Source organism: Paenibacillus sp. N22P23 (assembly GCF_059383735.1).
On record NZ_JBXENT010000002.1, the window covers coordinates 205,005 to 226,405 of the forward strand.

Below are 21,401 nucleotides of genomic sequence, written 5' to 3' on the forward strand. Positions count from 1 at the left end.
TGGATAATATTGTCTCATTTATGTTAAGGTAATGAATAATCGCATATTAGATATTCTACTATCCAAGATAGAGGTGTTCAAATGAATACGACGCAGCTCCAGCCCAACTGGAAATTGTTCTCCTGGCTTGCAGGTATAGGCCTTCTTATTTATTTACTCATTCAAATCGTGCCTTCCACTGCGGAATCGTTCTTCGATTCGAACAGCGAAGCCGTCATCACGAAGAGTAAAGCAGAGGCTGCTGCCGCTTCTTTTATACAGAAGCAGTTCCACGCGCACCCCAAGAATGTACATGCCGTGCATCAATCCGACAGCCTCCTCTACGGTTACTTGGAGAAGAATAAGCTAACCAAGAACTACAATAAGAACTATGATACGGATTACCCTACGGACACGTTTCAAGTAACGGCTGAAATGCCGGATAAGAGCGAAATTTTCGTCTATGTGCATATGCAAAAAGGGACTGTAGTCGCGTGGAATCGGTTGAACGAAACGGATGCCACACCTGCCAAAGGCAAAGAGCTTACAGATGCCGCCCTTGCTTTTGCAGCCTCCAAAGGTTTTGCAAAATCATCGCTTTCCCTTTATAAAATGGATGAGGCAAAAGGCCAAATCGTATACAAAGCAGCCGGTACCTCCATTGGCGAAGCCCCCCTCCTTCTTGGCATACGAGGAGAGAAGCTTACGAATGGCAGCTTCCTTATTGCATCCTATAAACCGCAATTCAAAGTCCCTACAGCGTACTCCAGCTATGTGAACAATCAGAAACGCATCGCTAATTATTTGTCGACAATCGGGAGCTTGTTCCTATCGTTTGTCTTGTTTATTCTAGCTATCATTTATGCGTCTCTTTATCGGAAACATACTTCGTTCCTGCGCGGTATCGTATTAACCGTCATCTTCTTGGCTATGTATTTGGCAAATGATTTCAACATGACAGATGGCATTGTGGCCGGCTACGGCGAAATACTGAATGCGGATACGATCGCCTATGTTGCGGTTATCGTTACGTGTTTGATCACCGTTATTATGGCGCTTGCCGTTTACTTCTCCCTCGTTGGCGGAGATGGCTTATGGAAGGGGATGGGCCGGAATTTATGGCCGAGATTCGGTCAACCCGGCTATGGGGAGCATGTTTGGCGAAGCATGTGGCTTGGCTATTTGTGCGCCTTTATGCTGCTTGGTTTACAAACCATCATTTTTATCGTGCTGATGCAAGTGAACGGCTCTTGGTCCACGACTGACGTCACTCAGTCACCTTATAATCTGGCGGCACCCTTGATCTTCCCCGTTCTCGCTTGGTGTGCGGCAATCTCGGAGGAAGCGGTTTTCCGGCTGTTCGGTATCGGTCTCATGAAGCGTTGGTTCAAAAATTCGTTCGTCGCTTCCCTCATCCCCACCGTCATATGGGCGCTCGGTCACGTCACCTATCCGATCTTCCCTTCGACAACGAGGCTGCTGGAGCTAACCATTATCGGACTTATCTTCAGCTTCTTGTTCCTGCGATACGGCTTTATTACGGTATTATTCGCGCATGCGATCTTCGACAGCGTGATGATGGCGATCTCGTTAATGTTCATGGGCTCTGCCAGCAATATTCTGATAGGCATCGTCTACATTGTACTTCCTATTCCAATTGCTTGGCTCATGCGGTATGTGGACAGAAACAGAAGGCCGAAACCGTATGTAGCTTAGCTTCCGCGTTCATATCGTACAATTCTCATCTTGTACTCCATGAAATCTAACGAACCGTAGGGACGTTATTGAGCCGATTTTCGGGGCTTCGAGAATCTAACGAACCGTAGAGGCGTTATTCGGGGATAATTGGCTCCTAACTCCTCCAAAACCTTCAAATAGACCCCCTACGGTTCGTTAGCATGTTTTCAGTGCCAATAATGGGCAAATAAGCGCCGTACGGTTCGTTAGCGTATTCTGGTTGACGAAGACATCAGACTCCCTAGAGTAACACCGAGAACCAACCAAGATTTGGTGCCGAATAACAATCGTTAAATAAAAGGCTCTCCCGGCAAGATTACGATCCGGGAGAGCCTTTTTTATTTGTATCCTACTGTTCTTCTTTCAGCGCCTCGATAATTTGTGATGCGAGCTTCTCGCCGATCGACAGAGGACGGAAATCTTCAATTGCGGCTTCTCTTATTTTCTTAATGGAGCCAAAATGCTTCAGCAGCGCCTTACGCCGTTTCTCCCCAATGCCCGGTATGGAGTCAAGCTTCGAAGCTACCATGGATTTGCCCCGCTGCTCGCGGTGGAACGTAATTGCAAAACGGTGAACCTCGTCTTGAATCCGCTGCAGCAAGTAGAATTCCTGGCTGTCACGCGGCAGCGGCACCACTTCAGGCGGGTCGCCTGTCATGAGCTGCGCTGTTTTGTGCTTGGTGTCCTTCACAAGCCCGCACACAGGTACCATCAAGCCAAGCTCATTCTCAAGAATATCGAGCGCCGCGGAGATTTGGCCCCGCCCGCCATCGACTATAATTAGATCCGGCAGCTGAAGCTCTTCCTTCAGCACACGCTCATAACGGCGACGTATAACTTCCCGCATCGTCCCATAATCATCTGGACCCACGACCGTCTTCACCTTGTACTTGCGATATTCCTTCTTATCCGGCTTCCCATCCATGAAAACCACCATCGCCGAGACGGGATCCGTCCCTTGAATGTTTGAATTATCGAATGCTTCAATACGCCGGACCTGCGGCAGGCCTAATGCTTCCGCCAGCCCTTCCGATGCTTTGAAGGTGCGCTCCTCGTCCCGCTCAATCAGCTTGAATTTCTCATCCAGCGTAACCTTCGCATTATTCACTGCCATCGTGACCACGTCGCGTTTACGTCCGCGCAGCGGCATAAATACCTTCACCTTCAACCACTTCTGGAGTGAATTTCGCAGCTCGGCTTCCACGGTACCTGCTTCCGGCTCGCCCAGCTCATCGCCTTCGGCATGCTGCTCTGCCGGCGCGGCTTCCACCACGTACTCTGCGCCTGTCTCCTGCACGCTCGCAGCCGTCTCCAGCTCCGCTTCCTGCGGTGGTGAAGGCAAGAAGATTTCCTTTGGCAGCGCCGGATTTTCCGAATAATACTGGGTCACGAATGTCATGAAATCATCGTATGCCGCGCCGTAATACGGAAAGGTCGTGGCTCTTCGTTCGATAAGCTTCCCTTGCCGCATGTACATAATTTGTACGCACATCCAGCCTTTCTCGATCGCATAACCAAACACATCGCGGTCCATGGCATCGTTGAGCGTAATTTTCTGCTTCTCCATAACGGCATCAATGGCAATGAGCTGGTCCCTGTATTCTTTCGCACGTTCGAATTCCATCAGTTCCGCCGCCGATTCCATTTTGGCCTGAAGCGTCTTTTTCACTTCGTCATGACCGCCATTTAGGAAACGGGTGATCTCCTGAACCATGTTCTCGTACGTCCCTGGCTCAATGTCGAACTCGCAAGGAGCTATACACTGACCGATATGGTAGTACAAACACACCTTCTCCGGCAGCGTACCGCACTTGCGCAGCGGATACAACCGATCAAGTAGTTTCTTCGTTTGCGCAGCCGCAAATGCATTCGGATACGGTCCGAAATATTTGCCTTTATCTTTCACGATCCGGCGCGTAACCTCGAGCTTCGGATGCGCTTCATTCGTAATTTTAATATACGGGAAGGTCTTGTCGTCCTTTAAAAGGACGTTATAACGGGGATGATACTGTTTAATCAGATTACACTCCAGTATCAATGCTTCCATGTTGCTCGATGTTACAATGTATTCGAAATCGCGGATCAAAGAAACAAGCCGCAATGTCTTTCCGTTATGACTGCCGTTAAAGTACGAACGTACCCGGTTCTTCAGCACCTTCGCTTTGCCGACATAAATGATGGTGCCTTCGGCGTCTTTCATCAAATAACAGCCTGACTGATCTGGCAGCAAAGCCAGCTTGTTGCGGATTCGCTCTTCGGCAAGACGCTTGTCTGCAGGCGATTCCGTTCTCGGTTGATCCTCCATTGTCGTCCTCCTCCCGGCACATGGCTACCGCTTATTGTACCACAACGAGCCTGATTTTGCGGCAGATCAAAGCTCCCGTACGAGTGGCTTTCGGCACAAATTTGCCTCACAATTGTCACGACCTCCGACTTTACAATTATTCTGGAAGTTGGGTATACTAGGGGGAGCAATCGTTGTTGTCTAAGGAGGAAGTTAAAACGATGGAAAATGTAAGAGACCCACGTGAGCATTTGAACGAGGAACCGCGCGACGATCTATTCGACGTTGCACTTGGCTTTGGCGGATTCTTTGGACTGCTGTTCGTCATTTTCGCCGCTGCGGTGATTATCAAATTCATCATTTCGTAATAATGTGGCCTTGCCTCGGATATCCGGGTGCAAGGCCATTTTAATGGAATGAGTTGACAAGGCGCTGCAATACGCATAGAATGACAACTAACGATAACTAAGGAGGCTGATGTCAAATGGTAGCTAATGTCATGAACGTTCAGGAAGTGTCAATAGTCGCATATGCATCGGTCTCAGACGGAGCAAGTACGGGAGTTTACGCAGGAAGCTAAGGATACAGCCCTAGCTTATTTGCGATCATCCTTTCGCCGCCGCAAGAGACCGTAATACGGTTTCTTGCGGTTTTTTTGTATCCGTTTCGGTACGTACAAACGTATCAAAGCGAAGACCGCAGGAGTTTATTTCCTGCGGTCTTTTTTGTTATCCAAAACCAATCCAACTAATAAAGGGGTCCACCAACTTTGAACATGAACCATCCAATGCAAGTAAGCTCCAACACGAACCATCTGCAAGACTTCGGCTGGAACGAACACTGGGAGAACTGTTTTTCCGGTATCGCCGGGAATAGCGCCACAGGAGTAACCCTAGAGCCCGCACGTGTCGTTGCCCAGTTTACGAATCGTTACCGCATTATGACCGCCGGCGGCGAAATCGCAGCCGAGGTCAGCGGCAAGTTCCAATTCCAAGCTGCGTCACGCAGCGAGTTCCCTGCCGTCGGAGACTGGGTCGCTGTGCAATCATTGCCGGGTGAGCAGCGTGCAATCATTCACAGCATCCTCCCAAGGCGCTCGGCGATGATCCGCAGAGCAGCAGGCAGCGTGCCGGAAGAACAAGTCATTGGCACGAACATCGATACGCTCTTCATCGTTAATGCGCTCAATGGCGATTACAACGTCCGCAAGATCGAACGTTACCTCATCGCAGCCTGGGAAAGTGGCGCAACGCCTGTCGTCCTGCTGACGAAAGCCGATCTATGCACCGACACCGAGCGCCGAGTCGCTGAAGTCGAAGCTGCAGCGCCGGGTGTCCCTGTCCATGCGGTCAGCGCACTGGAGAACGAGGGGCGCGAATCCCTCTCACCTTATTTGGTTCAAGGCCGCACCATTGCCGTAACCGGCTCCTCCGGCGTCGGCAAATCGACGCTGCTGAACTGGCTGGCCGGCGGCGACCTGCAGCGTGTGCAGGGCATCCGCGAGGATGACGCACGCGGCCGTCACACGACTACGCATCGCGAGCTCTTCCCGCTTCCGGGCGGCGTCATCATGATGGATACGCCGGGGATGCGCGAGCTGCAGCTATGGGAGGCCGATGATGGTCGGCAGGAAGCCTTCTCCGATATCGAAGCAATCGCAGAGACATGCCGATTCCGCGATTGCCGTCATCAAGCGGAGCAGGGCTGCGCCGTGAAGGAAGCATTGCGCAGCGGCACCCTCGATGAGCGCCGCTACGAGAGCTATAAGAAAACAGGTCGTGAGCTGGCACATCAAACGCGCAAAGAGCAGTCCGTCAGCAAGCGGCAGAAGAAAAGCGCAGATAAACGGATCGAAGCACGAACAAGCTACGCGAAACACAAACTTGAAATCGACTGATTGACTAACGTCATGCTGCGCTGTAAGATCTTAGCAAGTGACTTATCAACTGATAAGCTGATTTAGCAGGAAAGGAATCTTCTTCGCAATGGCAGCCAACAAATCGAATCAATCGCAAGAGACACGCGCCATGATTATTAGAACGGCGAAGGAACTGTTTATGGAGCTCGGTTACCGCGCCGTATCGACAAGGCAAATCGCCGATGCTTGCAGCTTAACCCAACCTGCGTTATATCACCACTTCAAGGATAAACAGGCTTTATATGTGGACGTTATGCGTTCGGTATGCGACGGAACCCGAAATGCACTCGACCGCATAATTAGAAGAGAAGCCGATGTTCGGCACCGTCTGTATCATGTCACCGCCTATATGCTTGCGAATCACCCCGAGGATCTCAGCCGGATGTTTCACGATATCCGGCATGAGCTTGCTCCGGAGTCGCAGCGAATCATCTACGAGCTGTGGCGCAGCGCGTACCTTGCTCCCCTTCTCACCGTCTTCGAAGAAGGGCAGCTTAGCGGGCAATTGCGCAGCTCTGCTCAGTTTGGAATGGATGCCGAGCGATCAGCCCGGCTGTTGATGGGACTGATTAACCAGACATTGGCCTCTGCCTCTACTTTCTCTGCCGTAGACACTGCCACAGAGAAAGATTGGGATGAACAAGCCCAAATGCTCGTCAACGTATTGTTATTCGGACTATCAGCTGCCCCACCGCCAGCGGTGTAAGGCAGCCTAATAGCCCTTTTTTTCTACTCTTCACTTATCACTTGATAAGTAAAATCGAAGGAGATGAACATGTCCACATGATAGGCAGATGGCTCGAAACATTCACACAAGCAGTCGGGGGCAAACGCGGCAGATGGTTAACGCTTGCCGCCTGGATCTTTATTGTCGCACTGCTTAATATGACGCTGCCGAAAGCATCAGAGCTAAAGGACGATACACTGGCCAACTTTGATGCAAGTAAGCCGTCCGTTCAAGCAGAGAACCTGATCACCGAGCAGTTTCCATCCGAAACCGGCATCCCGGCACTCTTGACTTGGTACCGCACAACCGGACTTACGGATGAGGATTTGGCAGGCATTCAGCAACTGGCAAAACAGCTCGCTGCCAGTCCTGTCCCTCACCAAGAAAGTGTTGTCCCACTCGACAAGCTGCCCCTTCCTGCACTGAAACAGCAAATTTCTGAAGATGGTACGACACTGGTTCAGCCCCTACTGTTCAATAAGACAGCGGGCAGTGATGGACTCAAAGAAGGTCTGACCCAATTAGAGAAAGAAACCGCACTGATCTTCAAGGATGCGAATCCGTTCCAAACCAAGCTTAACGGCGATTCCGCCAGCAACAGCAACAGCAACAGCAGCCTTGCCGTTCGAGCATCAGGACCTGTCGGAATCGCAGTAGATGCAACCGGCTTGTTCAAGAGCGCCGATGTTTCCCTGCTGCTGGCTACTGTAGTTCTCGTTTTACTCTTCCTGCTGCTCATCTACCGCTCGCCTGTACTCGCGCTCATTCCGCTAATCGCAGTCGGATTCGCATACGGTGCGATCACACCGCTGTTAGGGTGGATGGCTGACCAGGGCTGGATTGCCTACGATTCGCAGAGCTTATCCATCATGACCGTGCTGCTGTTTGGAGCGGGAACCGACTACTGTCTCTTCCTCATTGCCAGATTCCGCAGTGAATTAAAAGAAGAAAGCCATACGTTCACCGCTTTGAAACGAGCATTCAGCGGATCGTCAGGTGCAATTGCAATGAGCGGTCTAACCGTTGTCTTCTCTCTTCTCGTGCTGCTGTTAGCTGAATTCGGCAGCATCCAGCGCTTCGCAGTTCCGTTCAGCTTAGCCATTCTAATTATGATGATTGCAAGTTTGACTCTGGTACCGGCATTCCTCGGTCTGCTGGGCAGATCCTCTTTCTTCCCGTTCATTCCTAGAACGCTAGAAATGGCTGCTATTAGGGCGAAGAAGAAAGGAAAACCGGCGCCTGTCCCGCAATCGCGCGCAACTCTTGGCGATCGTCTCGGAGAAATCGTTGTACGCAAGCCGAAGCGGATTGCGGTTATCACGACCATTATTCTGGTCATCTGCGTTATTTTCGCCTCTCAAATCAAATACACGTTCGATACGCTCTCTTCGTTCCCGGCTGATTCTCCTTCGCGGGAAGGCTTCACCCTTATTGCGGATCATTTCAATGCAGGTGAGCTCGCTCCCGTACAAGTGTTAGCAATCGCCAAATCAGCGGAGCAGAGCGAAGCGGTGAAAGCGGCTTTGACTTCACTTCCTTTCGTAAAGAAAGTAACCGAACCGGTCAAGGGAACGACGAATACCGATCTGCTCCGCTTTGAAGTTGAGCTCGGCGTAAATCCTTATTCAATCGAAGCGATCGCTCACATCCCACAGCTTCGCCAGGCGGCAGAGGATGCGCTCGCAGAATCCGGCGCTGCCGATGTCGAGCAGCAGGTTTGGATCGGCGGCCAAACCGCAGAGCAGTACGATACCAAGCAAACAACCCGCGATGACGCGAAACTCATCATTCCGGTCATCCTGATCCTCATCGCGATTCTATTGCTTGCCTACTTGCGTTCCTTCGTCGCCATGCTCTATTTGATTGCAACGGTCTTGTTATCCTATTACAGCGCCTTAGGGCTCGGCTGGGTTGTGCTTCACTACTTGTTTGGTACAGAAGCGATTCAAGGACTCATACCGCTCTATTCCTTTGTCTTTATCGTTGCGCTTGGCGAGGATTACAACATCTTCATGATTTCGAGCATTTGGAAGAAAGCACGTCACATGCCGCTGCGCCAAGCGGTGAAAGAAGGCGTCTCGCAGACAGGATCCGTCATCACCTCGGCAGGACTGATTCTGGCTGGTACCTTCGCCGTTCTGGCGACATTGCCGATCCAAGTGCTTGTGCAATTCGGCACGATAACGGCAATAGGCGTACTGCTCGATACATTTATCGTGAGGCCGTTCCTTGTACCGGCGATTACGGTACTATGCGGCCGCGCTGCCTTCTGGCCTGGTGCCGCTTCGAGATCCAAACAGTCCTTATCGGACATCTAAGGCTGCAACCTCCACTAAACAAGCAAAAGCGCCGTGTCACTCGTTATCTACGAGTAACACGGCGCTTCTTTTGTTCACCTATCCTGTTCTATCCGTTAACAGCCTTCAATTTATCGGTGCTGCTTGGTTCCTGTCGTTGCCCAGTTTGCCCGGTTTTGGCAGTCGCCGCATCGAACCGTTTACGTTCTGTACGGTCGATTTGAACCACTCTTCCGTCATGAACCGTAATGAGAACCGAACCATATTCAAGCCCATTTACCTGTGTTGCTATGCGCTCTAACCATTCTTGATCCAGCACGATTGGCTTTGCCATCATAAATCCCTCCCGGACTAATTAAATATGAACTGGCAGCGGATCGATCTTCAGTGGATTCTCCACGATCGTCGCCGTCTTGTCAGTAATAACGTATAAACGGTGAATAAGGACGGATACTTCATCACCCGGCTGAAGCGGCTCTTGATCCAAAGAACGGTGTGCCGACAATCGGTTGCTGCCCACTTCCACATCAAGCTCCAAATGAGCGCCGCGGAAGAAAATATGACGAACCTTGCCTTTCTCAGCAGCAGAAGGGAAAGGAATTTCCCGCTCGCGTCCTACCTCAACAAACTCCGGACGGATGAGTGCTTTAGCGCCTTCAATCAACGAGGAACCGCCGAAGCCGCGCAGGTCGCTTGGCTGCTCCACCACACTGGAATGACCGATGAACCCAGCCACAAATGCGGATTGCGGATCTGTGTAAATATGAACGGGCGATCCTTGCTGCTCCAGCTTTCCTTGCTGCACGATCAGCATTTCGTCAGCCACTTCGACCGCTTCATCTTGGTCATGCGTGACGAAGATGGAAGTGATGCCAAGCGTGCTGATCAGCTGCTTCAACCAGGTGCGAAGCTCCTTGCGCACTTTCGCGTCAATGGCGGCGAAGGGTTCATCCAGCAGCAGCAGATCCGGCTTAGGCGCAAGCGCTCTTGCGAATGCCACTCTCTGCCGCTGACCACCTGAGAGCTGATGCGGATAGCGATGCTCGAATCCTCGCAGCCCCGTCAAGTCAAGCAATTCCCCGACACGTTCTCTGATCTCAGCTTTACTGGCCTTGCGAATCGTCAGTCCAAATGCGATATTATCGAACACCGTCATATGTTTAAACAACGCATAGTTTTGAAATACAAATCCGATGCCGCGGAGCTGCGGCTGAACATCGTTAACCCGTTTCCCGTTAATGAAGATATCCCCGGAATCCGGTGTCTCGAGCCCGGCTAAGATGCGAAGCAGCGTTGATTTGCCGCCGCCGCTCGGTCCGAGCAGACCGATCAGCTTGCCACGTTCAATCGAGAAGCTGACATCGTTTACGGCTTGGTGGCCATGAAAGGATTTATTGATGTTGCGAACCTCGATATGCATCCTTTAGCCCTCCTCTTTCGGGGTTTTCTGAGCGGTTTTCCATTCGATGAAGCTCTTCACGACCAGCGTCACCAGTGCCAGCATGACCAGCAAGGAAGCTACCGCAAACGATGCAGAGAACTGATATTCGTTATACAGAATCTCAATATGCAGCGGCAGCGTATTCGTCTCGCCACGGATATGGCCGGATACGACGGATACAGCACCGAATTCCCCCATCGCCCTCGCATTACAGAGGATGATGCCGTAGAGCAAACCCCATTTGATGTTAGGCAGCGTGACGCGCCAGAAGATTTGCCAGCCTTTCGCCCCAAGGCTCGCGGCGGCTTCCTCTTCTTGTACGCCCTGCGCCTGCATTAGCGGGATGAGTTCACGAGCAACGAACGGGAACGTAACGAATGTTGTCGCAAGCACGATACCAGGCAATGCGAAGATAATTTGGATATTATGATCCGACAACCACGGCCCGAGGAAGCCTTGTGCACCGAACAATAACACGAAGACCAAACCCGATATAACCGGTGATACGGCAAAAGGCAGATCAATCAGCGTAATAAGTATGTTTTTGCCCCGAAACCGGAACTTACTGATCGCCCAAGCGGCGGCAACGCCGAATACCGTGTTAAGTGGTACCGCGATGACTGCTGTCAATAACGTCAGCCTCAGTGCCGACCAAGCATCGGGATCTTTCAGTGCGGCTACATAGACCTCTGTTCCGCGTTTGAAAGCTTCGATAAAGACCGACATCAGCGGCAGCAGCACCACAAGCACCAGGAACAGCAGCGCGACGGAGATGAGTACTATTCGAATGCCGGCAGACTCGTTAATATGTTTCGGACGCTGCGCGGACTTCTCGGTTAGATGAACCGTAACTGCACCAGCCATAGTTTACACGCTCCTATTCCGCAATAACGCGGCGATTGCTCCGCCACTGCAAGTAGTTGATTAACAGAAGAAGCAGGAAGGATGCGACTAACATGACCATCGCTATGGCTGTCGCTCCTTTGTAATCGTACTGCTCAAGCTTCGTCATAATGAGAAGCGGCGCGATTTCGGTTTTCATCGGCATGTTGCCGGAGATGAAGACGACTGAGCCATACTCTCCAATCCCTCTGGCAAAAGCAAGCGCAAATCCAGTAAGCAGCGGCGGGATCAGCTCCGGCAGAATGACCCGTCGGAATGTCCGCCAGCGGAATGCACCGAGCATAACGGCTGCTTCCTCCACCTCATTATCCAGATCCTGCAGCACAGGCTGCACGGTCCGTACCACGAAGGGTAAACCAATAAAGATCAAGGCTAACGTAATGCCAATCGGCGTAAAAGCTACTTTAATACCAAGCGGTTCAAGCAAAGAACCGATCCAGCCGTTTGGTGCATAGATTGCGGTCAATGCAATGCCGGCAACTGCGGTTGGCAGTGCAAAGGGCAAATCAATCAGGCTGTCGACCAGCTTTTTCCCCGGAAATTTGTAGCGTACCAGCACCCAGGCGACGATGAGTCCGAATACGAGATTGATTAGTGCAGCATAGAAGGATGTAAAGAAACTGATTTTGTAGGATGCGATTACCCGTGCATTAGACACCGTATGCCAGAACTGAGCCGGCGTTAAACCGGATGTTTTGATGAAGATACCGGCTAACGGGATAATGACCAGCACGCTCAAGTAGAAAATGGTAAATCCAAGGGAAAGTCCGAAACCTGGCAGTATACTGCGCGGCTTCGCTTTGCTTGAAGTGGAACTTTTCATAAGAAGAGTCAGCTCCTGTCGATTCGCTTATGAGCCCGGAGCGTAGATTTGATCAAATACGCCGCCGTCTGCAAAATGCTTCTTCTGTGCAACAGCCCAGCCGCCGAAATCATCGTTGATCGTCAGCAAGGTCATTTCCGGGAATTGGTCCACGTACTGCTCCGCTACTGATGCCAGCTGCGGGCGGTAGAAATTCTGTGCAACAAGCTTCTGTGCTTCTTCGGTGTACAGGTAATCCAGGTAAGCTTCCGCAACGGTACGTGAGCCTTTCTTATCGACGTTCTTATCGACAACGGCTACCGGCGGTTCTGCAAGAATACTGATCGACGGGTAGACAATATCGAATTTATCCGGGCCAAGCTCTTTCACGGAAAGGAGAGCTTCATTCTCCCAAGCGAGCAGTACATCACCGATGCCCTTCTCTACGAAGGTTGTTGTGGAGCCGCGTGCCCCGGAATCGAGTACGGGTACGTTCTTGAACAGTGCAGAAACGAATTCTTGCGCTTTCGCTTCATCATCATTGTTCTGCTTGAGCGCGTAGCCCCAAGCTGCGAGATAGTTCCAACGTGCGCCGCCGCTTGTTTTCGGGTTCGGCGTGATAACTTCCACATCCGGCTTCACCAAGTCGTTCCAGTCTTTAATCTGTTTCGGGTTGCCCTTACGTACCAGGAACACGATCGTAGATGTATATGGCGCGCTGTTGTTCTCAAATTGCTGCTGCCAATCAGGATCGATTAGCCCTTTCTCAGAAATTGCATCGATATCATAGCCCAGCGCAAGAGTGACAACGTCGGCCTTCAGTCCGTCAATGACCGCCCGTGATTGAGCGCCGGAGCCGGCATGGGATTGTTTGATCGTTACTTTCTGGTTATGCTCTTTCTCCCAATAATCGGCGAACAGTTTATTGTAAGCTTCATATAATTCACGCGTCGGGTCGTAAGAAACATTCAACAGCTCAATCGGCTCAGTGGATTCCGAGTTGGTCGTATTCGTGGCCGCCGGCTCTGTACCCTCAGCATTCGTATTATTGGTTGCACCTGTGTTGGTATTGGTTTGGTTCGTGTTCGCTCCGGAATTCGAGTCCCAGCCACAGCCGGTCAGCGCGAGGGCGAATACGATAAAGATCAACAGCGTGTGGAGCGTTAACTTGGAATTCTTCTTTTTCATGTTTGTCATGTAAAAGCACCTCTCATCATCTTATTTCAGATAACTAACGCTTTCCCACTCCGTGTTGACCGGTAGTTGAAATAGAATTAATCCTACCTGTTTAGTTGGTTATGGGATGATGATAGCAATGGATAAGCTGTCCTGTCAATCCTTTTTTTTAACATTTTTATGAAATAGATTAGTTTTACTTATTTTAATCTCCATTCAAATTCAGAGTTGACAGGTAGGAATTGTCAGCTTATGATAAATCCATCGAGCCCACCGGTCCACCGGAGGCCCCGGCAAGTAACAGCAGCCTGAAGTTTCTCTTCATGGGTGCATTCTGCCTGGGCCTCCTTTTGTTGTCCAATCAGTCAGATCGGGATGGAGCACTATAATAAAGGGAGAGTTGTATATGAAGAAAAAACTGCTACTCACGATCACCGTACTGGCATTAATCTTATCCTTATCCTCAACCAGCTTTGCAGCCGTAACCAAACCGGCGAAACCGGATATCGAGCTGCTGAACGTCTCGTACGATCCGACTCGTGAGCTGTACGTGCAGTACAATAAAGCCTTCGCCTCCTATTGGAAGGCCAAGACCGGACAGAAGGTTACGATTAAACAATCGCATGGCGGCTCCGGTGCCCAAGCACGTTCTGTCATTGATGGGCTGCAAGCAGATGTGGTCACACTCGCTCTCGCTTATGACATTGACGCCATTCAGAAAGTCGGCCTGATCAATGATGGCTGGGAATCACGTTTTGCGAAAAACAGCTCGCCATACACATCCACAATCGTCTTCCTTGTACGTAAAGGGAATCCGAAGAAGATTAAAGATTGGAACGATCTCGTCAAGGCTAAAGTATCCGTTATTACGCCGAATCCGAAAACAAGCGGCGGCGCACGCTGGAACTTTCTTGCTGCATGGGGCTATGCTTTGAAGCACAATAACAACAGTGAGGCGAAAGCAACAGACTTCGTAACGAAGCTGTTCAAGAACGTTCCTGTGTTGGACTCCGGTGCTCGCGGCTCGACAACAACCTTTGTTGAACGCGGAATCGGCGATGTGCTGCTGGCTTGGGAGAACGAAGCTTACCTTGCGCTGAAGGAACACGGCAAGGATTTCGAAATCGTGACGCCTTCCTACAGTATCCTTGCAGAGCCTCCAGTTGCAGTTGTCACGAAGAATGCGGAGAAACACGGTACACGTGAAGTGGCTAAAGCCTATCTCGACTATCTCTACACGAACGCCGGGCAGCGTATTGTTGCTCAAAACTTCTACCGTCCGACAAATCCGAAAATCGCGGCGGAATTCACGAAAAACTTCAAAAACGTTGAGCTGTCGAACATCCGCGATTTCGGCGGCTGGAACAAAGCACAAACAAAATTCTTTAGCGATGGCGCCGTGTTCGACGATATTTACAAACCATAGGCAGCGCTCATCAAATAGACCGCACATCATAATCGATGTGCGGTTTTTTCTATTGTTTCGCTTATTTACAAGAACAGAACAATATCTTTAACCTACCTTAATAGCTTGATTGCTACAATATTCTTATACCAATTGAAAGGTGGAGTTACTAGAAAATGGTTCAAATTCGCAAGAGAGTGTCACGGGCTGCAGTCGCCGCCTCCCTTCTCACAGGCTTCCTGGCATCATCTTATCTTCCAACCCCTGTACACGCGCAAGCTGACCTTGAAGTCGCAATTCATGAGGCTAACGTTGCCGCCGATGATCGGCCATTTACAATATCAAATGCAGCCATGGATACATCAGGCGGAGTTCTGGCAAGTGTCGTCGTAACGCCTTCTATTGTGGGACATGCCGGGGAAGAAACGGTTATTTTTGAACTGTTTGATGGCGCTGTGCCGATCGGAATTACAGCTTTGACGAAGGATATCGTAGGCAGCGAGAAGATGACGGCGCATTTCAATAAGACAGGAAACAGTCTGTCTATCAAAGTATTTGTCGTTGACTCCTACAGCGGATCGCTGACAGAGGTGGGTACTAGTCTTGCTGATCCGATTACCATCGGCTCGACCTTGAAGCTGCGCATCATGGAAACGACGGATGTGCACACCAATTTCATGAACTACGATTACTACAAGGATGCTCCGGCTGAGAACGTCGGGCTTGTCAAAACAGCCGCGTTGGTGAAGCAAGCACGCTCAGAAGCGAAGAATACGCTGCTTGTCGATAACGGTGATTTGCTTCAAGGCACGCCGCTCGGCACGTATATGGCTAAAGTAGCGCCGCTCAAAGACGGCGACGTACATCCGGCCTATAAAGCGATGAATCTGATGGGCTACGATATTGCAACTTTCGGCAATCATGAGTTCAATTATGGTCTAGATTATTTGAATGAAGCTATTGATGACGCAGCATTCCCTTATGTTAACGCAAACGTTTATGTCGATGATCACGATACCGATCAGAGCAACGACGTCAATAAGTATAAGCCGTACATCATAATGGACAAAACGTTTAAGGATGAGAACGGTCAAACACAGACGGTAAAGGTAGGCTTTATCGGACTCGTTACACCGCAAATTATGGATTGGGATAAAGGGAACCTAGACGGCAAAGTCATTACGAAAGACATCGTAGAAACAGCCGAGAAATTCGTTCCTCTTATGCGTGCCGAAGGTGCAGAAGTCGTCGTTGCCCTTACACACTCCGGCTTCAATGGCAATGCCGAGGCAGGCAAAGGTGCAGAGGATGCGGTTTATCCGCTAAGTAAAGTTGCAGGCATCGATGCCATTACGTTCTCCCATACCCATAAGGTTTTCCCTGCTGCCAGCATCAGCGCGCTTGACCCGCTCTTCAAGGATGCGAGCGGCAACCCGCTTCCCGGCGTCGATAATGCAAAAGGAACCATCAATGGCGTTGCTGCCGTACAAGCTGGTTTCGGCGGCGGCAATCTAGGCATCATCGACCTTACCTTGAACAAAACAAACGGTAAATGGCAGGTTAGCAATTCACAATCTTCCAACAAATATATTTATGACAGTGTCAAGAAGCTGCCACTTGTCGATGCAGACCCTGCTATCGTAAATGCGATTAAATCCGAGCATGCAGCGGCAATCGCCTATGCAAACCAAGCGATCGGTCAAACATCTGCTCCTATTTACAGCTATTTCGCGCTTGTACAGGATGACCCTTCCGTACAAATCGTCACACAAGCTCAGAAATGGTACGTGCAGCAGGAATTGAATACGAAGAACTCACCGGATAAGGATCTTCCGATTCTATCTGTAGGCGCTCCGTTCAAAGCCGGCCGCAATGGCCCAAGCGAATATACGGATATTAAAGCAGGCGATCTCGCCATTAAGAGCGCCAGCGATTTGTATCTCTACGACAATACGCTGAAGGCGATTAAAGTAAAAGGTTCGGTCGTTAAAGAATGGCTCGAAATGTCTGCAGGCATGTTCAATCAAATTGATCCGAGCAAAACAACCGAACAGCCGCTGCTGAATCCACCCTTCCAAGTCTTCAACTTCGACGTCATCGATGGCGTTACGTATCAGGTCGATGTAACTAAACCGGCTAAGTACACCAAAGACGGTACAATCAACGATGCCGCGTCCAGCCGGATTGTTAACTTGAAATACAACAACCAACCGGTTGATCCTAACCAAGACTTCATCGTGATCAGCAATAACTACCGTGTGAACGGTGGAGGTAACTTCCCAGGGGTGAAAGGTTCTCCGCTCGTACTGGATTCCGCTAGCGAGAATCGCCAAGTCCTAATGGACTACATCACGGAGCAGGGTACAATTGATCCGGCCGCAGACAACAACTGGTCGATCGCACCTGTTCAAGGTGATGTTAATGTTACGTTCACGACTTCCCCAGTGGCCAAAACATACTTGAGCGCTAATCCGAAGATCACTTCCCTTGAGCGTACCGACGAGAAAGGATTCGGCATCTACAAGTTTGATCTTCATGGTGATGCAACGCAGCCAAGCGAGAATGTGAAGGTACAGCTGCTTGGGATCAATGACTTTCACGGTCAGCTCGACTACTCCACCATTGCCGGAGGCAACGTTCTGGGCGGGGCTGCCTACTTGGCAACTTACCTCAAGCAATACAAAGCAGCAAACCCGGCAAACACCCTGCTCGTCCATAATGGTGATGCAGTAGGTGCAAGTTCACCGGTTTCATCGCTTGAGCGCGATAAACCTACTCTCGATTTCATGGAAATGCTCGGATTCAAAGTCGGGACGCTGGGTAATCACGAATTTGATCAAGGTGTCCCTGCGCTTATGGCTCAATTAAATGGCGAACAGGATCCGATCAATTCGAGCATCACGTATACAAAGACCAAAATCGATTATATCAATGCCAATGTGATCGACAAAGTGACGGGCGAGCCTATCATTGCACCGTACGTCATTGAAGAAGTCGGCGGGGAAAAAATCGGCTTCATCGGTGTCGTTACGATGCTGACGCCAAGTAAAGTTTCACCATCCGCGCTTGCGCCGGTAAACATCGTGGATCAAGCTCCTGTTGTCAATGCGGCAGTTGATGCATTGACTGCACAAGGGGTCAAAGCAATCGTCGTTCTTGCTCACGATCCTGCTTCACAAAGCGGTACGACAATTACAGGCGAGGCAGCAGATCTCGCAAACGCCGTAAGCGACGAAGTTGACGTTATTTTCGCCGGTGACAACCACGCGAAGGTAAGCGGAATGGTCGACAACAAGCTCGTTTTCCAAGCCTACTCCTATGGTACGGCATTTGCCGACGTTGATCTTGAGATCGATCCACTGACGCATGACATCGTGAAGAAGGAAGCGAACATTGTTGACGTCAATCAAGCCGGCATCACACCGGATGCTGAAGTTGATGCGCTGGTACATGCTGCCCTTGGCAGACATCCTGAGCTTTCACAGCCGGTCGGCTCCACTGAGGCGGCTTACCTGAAAGCGAATGCCTATACGCAAGAAATTGCGCTTGGCAGCTTGATCGCCGATGCCATGAAGGATTCCATGCAGTCCGATTTTGCATTTATGAACCCGGGCGGCATCCGAGCCGATTTGCCGCTTGGCAACGTGCTCTATTCCGATCTGTTCCGTATCCAACCGTTTGGGAACCAGCTCATCAAGATGACACTGACAGGCGCGCAAATCAAGACGCTCCTTCAGCAGCAATGGGGAGAAACAGCAGCCAGTACAAAAACACTGCAAATCTCCGGACTCCGTTATACGGCAGATTTCAGTAAGCCAATTGCTGAGCGGGTCATAGCCTTAACGAAAGAGGACGGCACAGCGATTTCGGACACGGCTGAATATACAGCTGTAGTCAATAACTTCATGGCAGCAGGCGGCGACAACTATACAGTCCTAACACAAGGTAAGAATCCCGCAGCCGGTCCGACCGATATCGATGCCTTCTACAATTATGTACTCGACTCGTTCAATCACGGTACGATTACAGCAGCTGTGAAGGGCCGCATCACGAATATCAATACGACGACCCCATAAAAATCAGGTTATACGTCGGTGAACCCGGACGGAGCTGAATCACCCGCTCCGTTCGGGTCACCACATTAGAAAGGAGCATCAAGTTGAAGAGAAAAGCATTCATCTTAACGGCACTGTCATTGTCATTAGCGATTGCTGTGCCTGTCGCAGCTCCATTAGCGGCCTATGCTGATAGTTCCGCCCCAGCAGCTGGCACGACAATTGACGCTGTCTCCAGTGTCTATGCCGGCAATACGGTTTTGATCAGCGGAACGACCAATGCTGCTGAGGTCATCGTAAAGGTCATAAGCCCGGATGGCACCATCCTTTTCTTTGATATCGTGAAATCGGCCGATGGCCGTTATACGACTTTTTTTCAGCTGTCTGGCACTGTGGCAGTCGGCACAAACTATCAAATTATCGCCGGGCAAGGTACTGACGTCTCGACCAAGACATTTACTGTAGCCTCAAACGGCGGCAGTATTCCCACACCTCCTGCAGATAACGGGAATACCGGTGAACCTACTGCTCCGGAGGGGGTTACGACCGTTCATTTCGAGCTATCCGACGTTTCCTCCGCTGCTAATGGCGTAGCCACATTGGATGCCAGCAAGGTTACTTCCGCCAAATCGGACATCCTGCTCCCCGCGTCAGTAGTTCAAACCATTAGCGATAACAGCTTGCGTATTCTCTTTCCGAATGGTGCCGTTACGCTGCCGAAGGAAGTGCTGAGCGCACTCGCAGCGCTAGCCGGTTCCGATAAGGATGCAAGTCTCTCACTTCAATTCAGCAAGTTGACAAGCAGTGAAGCCGCTTCTGCTGTTGAGAAGATCGGTGAAGCCGGTACAGGTCTCAAGCCGCAAGGACAAGTCATCGAGCTGACCCTTGGTATCGAATACAAGGATGGCACCACGAAGAAATTAAGCAGCTTCACGAAGCCGGTCACGCTCCAGTTACAGCTTACCGAAGGCGCGGATGCCCGTCTCACCGGGATTTATTTTCTCTCGGATCTCGGTACGATCGAATATATCGGCGGTACCCTCAAAGGAAATACACTGACCGCCGAAATTGGGCACTTCAGTAAATACGGTGTTTTTTCGTACACGAAGAAATTTGTTGACGTGCCTGCAACTCATTGGGCCGCCGATGTAATCGAGGAATTGACTGCAAAACATGTCGTGCAAGGGATAGCCGCAGACAGCTTCGGCCCCACAGCGAAAGTAACACGTGCCGAGTTTGTCACCATGCTGGTTCGCGCTCTTGGTCTGAAGGCGACTGGTGCCGCACCGTTTAGCGATGTCAAAGCCGGAAGCTGGTACGCCGATGCTGCTGCTGCTGCTTACGAGTACGACATTACATCCGGTACAAGCGCAGGAAAGTTCGAACCGATCAAGCCGATTACACGCGAAGAGATGGCCCTCATGATCACTCGCGTCTATGAGAAACAAAACGGTCAAGCCGGTGGAAGTGCCTCCGACATCGATTCGTTCAAAGACAAGAATGCAATCAGCAGCTGGGCTAAAGACGCGGTTCAAACCGCCGTTCATGCCGGACTTATGGTTGGCAGTGACAACCTATTCTCCCCTCGCAGCAATACAACACGTGCAGAAGCTGCACAAGTTCTATACAACTTACTGTTCCGCGCTTAAAACAAAGAGCCTGCCGACTATGAACGGCAGGCTCTTCTTATTTGTGGCGATCGATTAACGAAGGCCGCGTTTATTGTGGCCCGTCACGTGAACAGGCTGGACGTAAGGCCGAATCCGATCCATCAGTCTCTGTCCCTTGTGCAGCTCATCACCGTCTTTGTTCGTGAAGCTGAAATGCTGTTCAATCGCATCAAGCCCATAATTAGACGTGTAGAATGTCGGCTTACGGTTCATGCGGTAATTCAGAATGGCACCAAGGACATGATCCCGCACCCATGGATTCAAGTTCTCCGCTCCGATATCATCGAAGATCAGAAGATCCGTCTCTTTCATGAGATCGACCGTTTCCTTCAGTTTGCCCTGCTCCAGCATCAGTGACTTCAAGTCTTCCACAAACTCCGGCATGTACACAATTGCGCCTGTGAAACCCGCTTTAGCCAGCTCATGGAGCATGTAACACATGAGGAACGTTTTCCCCGTACCGAACGACCCTGTTAAATAGAGCCCTTCTTTCTGGAGTCCGCTTTCTTTGGTTACGTTAATGTACTTGATAATCTGACCGACGGCTTTCATCCGTTCGATGTCTTTCGAAACGATCTCATCAGCGGAGTAACCTTGCAACAAAGCCCGATCATCCACATAGAAGCTGCGAATGCGGCTGCGGATCTTATTCTCGCTTTGTCTGGCAATCAGCTTCTTGCATGTTACTTTACGGTCGTTCAGTTGAACGCGGCCGCCGATTGTTTCACAGCTAAGCTCCGTATAATGTCCTTCAAAATCATTCGGACATTGGTCGAGCCCCGGACAGTTGCTGCAAATCCGAAATTCTTTCGTGCATTGATAAATTTTATTTAAGTTCAGCCTTATTGTCTCATTATCCAGCTCCGGATATTTGGATCGAAGCTTGCCGACGAGTGGATCGTTAAGCAGTTCTTCCATTAATTTATCCGCTTGCCTTAGTGCGCTTCCGCCACCCGGCATCTGCTTCAGTAAATCGCCCAGCGATTCCATCGACATACATGTTCACC

General features: G+C 50.5%; 15 protein-coding genes. 8 read left to right on the plus strand and 7 right to left on the minus strand.

Annotated elements, in window-relative coordinates; genetic code table 11:
- Window positions 1-81: 81 nt before the first annotated feature.
- The gene (locus AC506A_RS11705) at window positions 82-1,695 is read left to right on the plus strand and encodes a CPBP family intramembrane glutamic endopeptidase (protein WP_495461187.1); all 1,614 of its coding nucleotides are present in this window, start codon (window positions 82-84) and stop codon (window positions 1,693-1,695) included.
- A 370-nt stretch (window positions 1,696-2,065) separates the two neighbouring features.
- On the opposite strand, the gene uvrC is transcribed toward AC506A_RS11705, so the two are convergent.
- Window positions 2,066-4,021, minus strand: a complete 1,956-nt coding sequence (gene uvrC / locus AC506A_RS11710; RefSeq protein ID WP_495461188.1) for an excinuclease ABC subunit UvrC — start codon at window positions 4,019-4,021, stop codon at window positions 2,066-2,068.
- 200 nt (window positions 4,022-4,221) lie between these two features.
- Here uvrC and AC506A_RS11715 point away from each other — a divergent pair, with 200 nt between their 5' ends.
- The 4 genes from AC506A_RS11715 to AC506A_RS11730 all read left to right on the plus strand — a co-directional run bounded on the left by AC506A_RS11715 (window position 4,222) and on the right by AC506A_RS11730 (window position 8,963).
- A complete protein-coding gene (locus AC506A_RS11715) occupies window positions 4,222-4,368 on the plus strand; it encodes a YqzM family protein (protein ID WP_090982007.1) in 147 nt (48 codons plus the stop codon).
- Window positions 4,369-4,775: 407 nt separating this feature from the next.
- Entirely contained in the window at window positions 4,776-5,897 is a 1,122-nt protein-coding gene (gene rsgA, locus AC506A_RS11720) for a ribosome small subunit-dependent GTPase A (protein WP_495461881.1), read from the plus strand.
- 88 nt (window positions 5,898-5,985) lie between these two features.
- On the plus strand, window positions 5,986-6,624 hold the full coding sequence (locus AC506A_RS11725) for a TetR/AcrR family transcriptional regulator (protein WP_495461189.1): 639 nt from the start codon (window positions 5,986-5,988) through the stop codon (window positions 6,622-6,624).
- 77 nt (window positions 6,625-6,701) lie between these two features.
- Window positions 6,702-8,963 (plus strand): MMPL family transporter, encoded by a 2,262-nt coding sequence (locus AC506A_RS11730; protein WP_495461190.1) that lies wholly within the window; start codon window positions 6,702-6,704, stop codon window positions 8,961-8,963.
- A gap of 88 nt (window positions 8,964-9,051) precedes the next feature.
- On the opposite strand, the gene AC506A_RS11735 is transcribed toward AC506A_RS11730, so the two are convergent.
- Genes AC506A_RS11735 through AC506A_RS11755 form a run of 5 tightly spaced genes read right to left on the minus strand, consistent with a single transcriptional unit; the run spans window position 9,052 to window position 13,285 of the window.
- A complete protein-coding gene (locus tag AC506A_RS11735) occupies window positions 9,052-9,276 on the minus strand; it encodes a YezD family protein (RefSeq protein ID WP_495461882.1) in 225 nt (74 codons plus the stop codon).
- A gap of 21 nt (window positions 9,277-9,297) precedes the next feature.
- Window positions 9,298-10,362 (minus strand): ABC transporter ATP-binding protein, encoded by a 1,065-nt coding sequence (locus AC506A_RS11740; protein WP_495461191.1) that lies wholly within the window; start codon window positions 10,360-10,362, stop codon window positions 9,298-9,300.
- 3 nt (window positions 10,363-10,365) lie between these two features.
- Window positions 10,366-11,247 (minus strand): sulfate ABC transporter permease subunit CysW, encoded by an 882-nt coding sequence (gene cysW, locus AC506A_RS11745; protein ID WP_495461192.1) that lies wholly within the window; start codon window positions 11,245-11,247, stop codon window positions 10,366-10,368.
- Window positions 11,248-11,260: 13 nt separating this feature from the next.
- On the minus strand, window positions 11,261-12,109 hold the full coding sequence (gene cysT / locus AC506A_RS11750) for a sulfate ABC transporter permease subunit CysT (RefSeq protein WP_495461193.1): 849 nt from the start codon (window positions 12,107-12,109) through the stop codon (window positions 11,261-11,263).
- 27 nt (window positions 12,110-12,136) lie between these two features.
- On the minus strand, window positions 12,137-13,285 hold the full coding sequence (locus tag AC506A_RS11755; protein WP_495461194.1) for a sulfate ABC transporter substrate-binding protein: 1,149 nt from the start codon (window positions 13,283-13,285) through the stop codon (window positions 12,137-12,139).
- Between the two features lie 385 nt (window positions 13,286-13,670).
- Here AC506A_RS11755 and AC506A_RS11760 point away from each other — a divergent pair, with 385 nt between their 5' ends.
- The 3 genes from AC506A_RS11760 to AC506A_RS11770 all read left to right on the plus strand — a co-directional run bounded on the left by AC506A_RS11760 (window position 13,671) and on the right by AC506A_RS11770 (window position 20,373).
- A complete protein-coding gene (locus tag AC506A_RS11760) occupies window positions 13,671-14,690 on the plus strand; it encodes a sulfate ABC transporter substrate-binding protein (protein ID WP_495461195.1) in 1,020 nt (339 codons plus the stop codon).
- 485 nt (window positions 14,691-15,175) lie between these two features.
- Window positions 15,176-18,745 (plus strand): bifunctional 2',3'-cyclic-nucleotide 2'-phosphodiesterase/3'-nucleotidase, encoded by a 3,570-nt coding sequence (locus AC506A_RS11765; protein WP_495461883.1) that lies wholly within the window; start codon window positions 15,176-15,178, stop codon window positions 18,743-18,745.
- 83 nt (window positions 18,746-18,828) lie between these two features.
- The gene (locus AC506A_RS11770; protein ID WP_495461196.1) at window positions 18,829-20,373 is read left to right on the plus strand and encodes an S-layer homology domain-containing protein; all 1,545 of its coding nucleotides are present in this window, start codon (window positions 18,829-18,831) and stop codon (window positions 20,371-20,373) included.
- A gap of 54 nt (window positions 20,374-20,427) precedes the next feature.
- On the opposite strand, the gene dnaI is transcribed toward AC506A_RS11770, so the two are convergent.
- Window positions 20,428-21,384 carry a primosomal protein DnaI gene (gene dnaI, locus AC506A_RS11775; RefSeq protein ID WP_495461884.1) on the minus strand — a complete coding sequence of 319 codons (957 nt, stop codon included), beginning with the start codon at window positions 21,382-21,384 and terminating at the stop codon, window positions 20,428-20,430.
- Window positions 21,385-21,401: the final 17 nt, after the last annotated feature.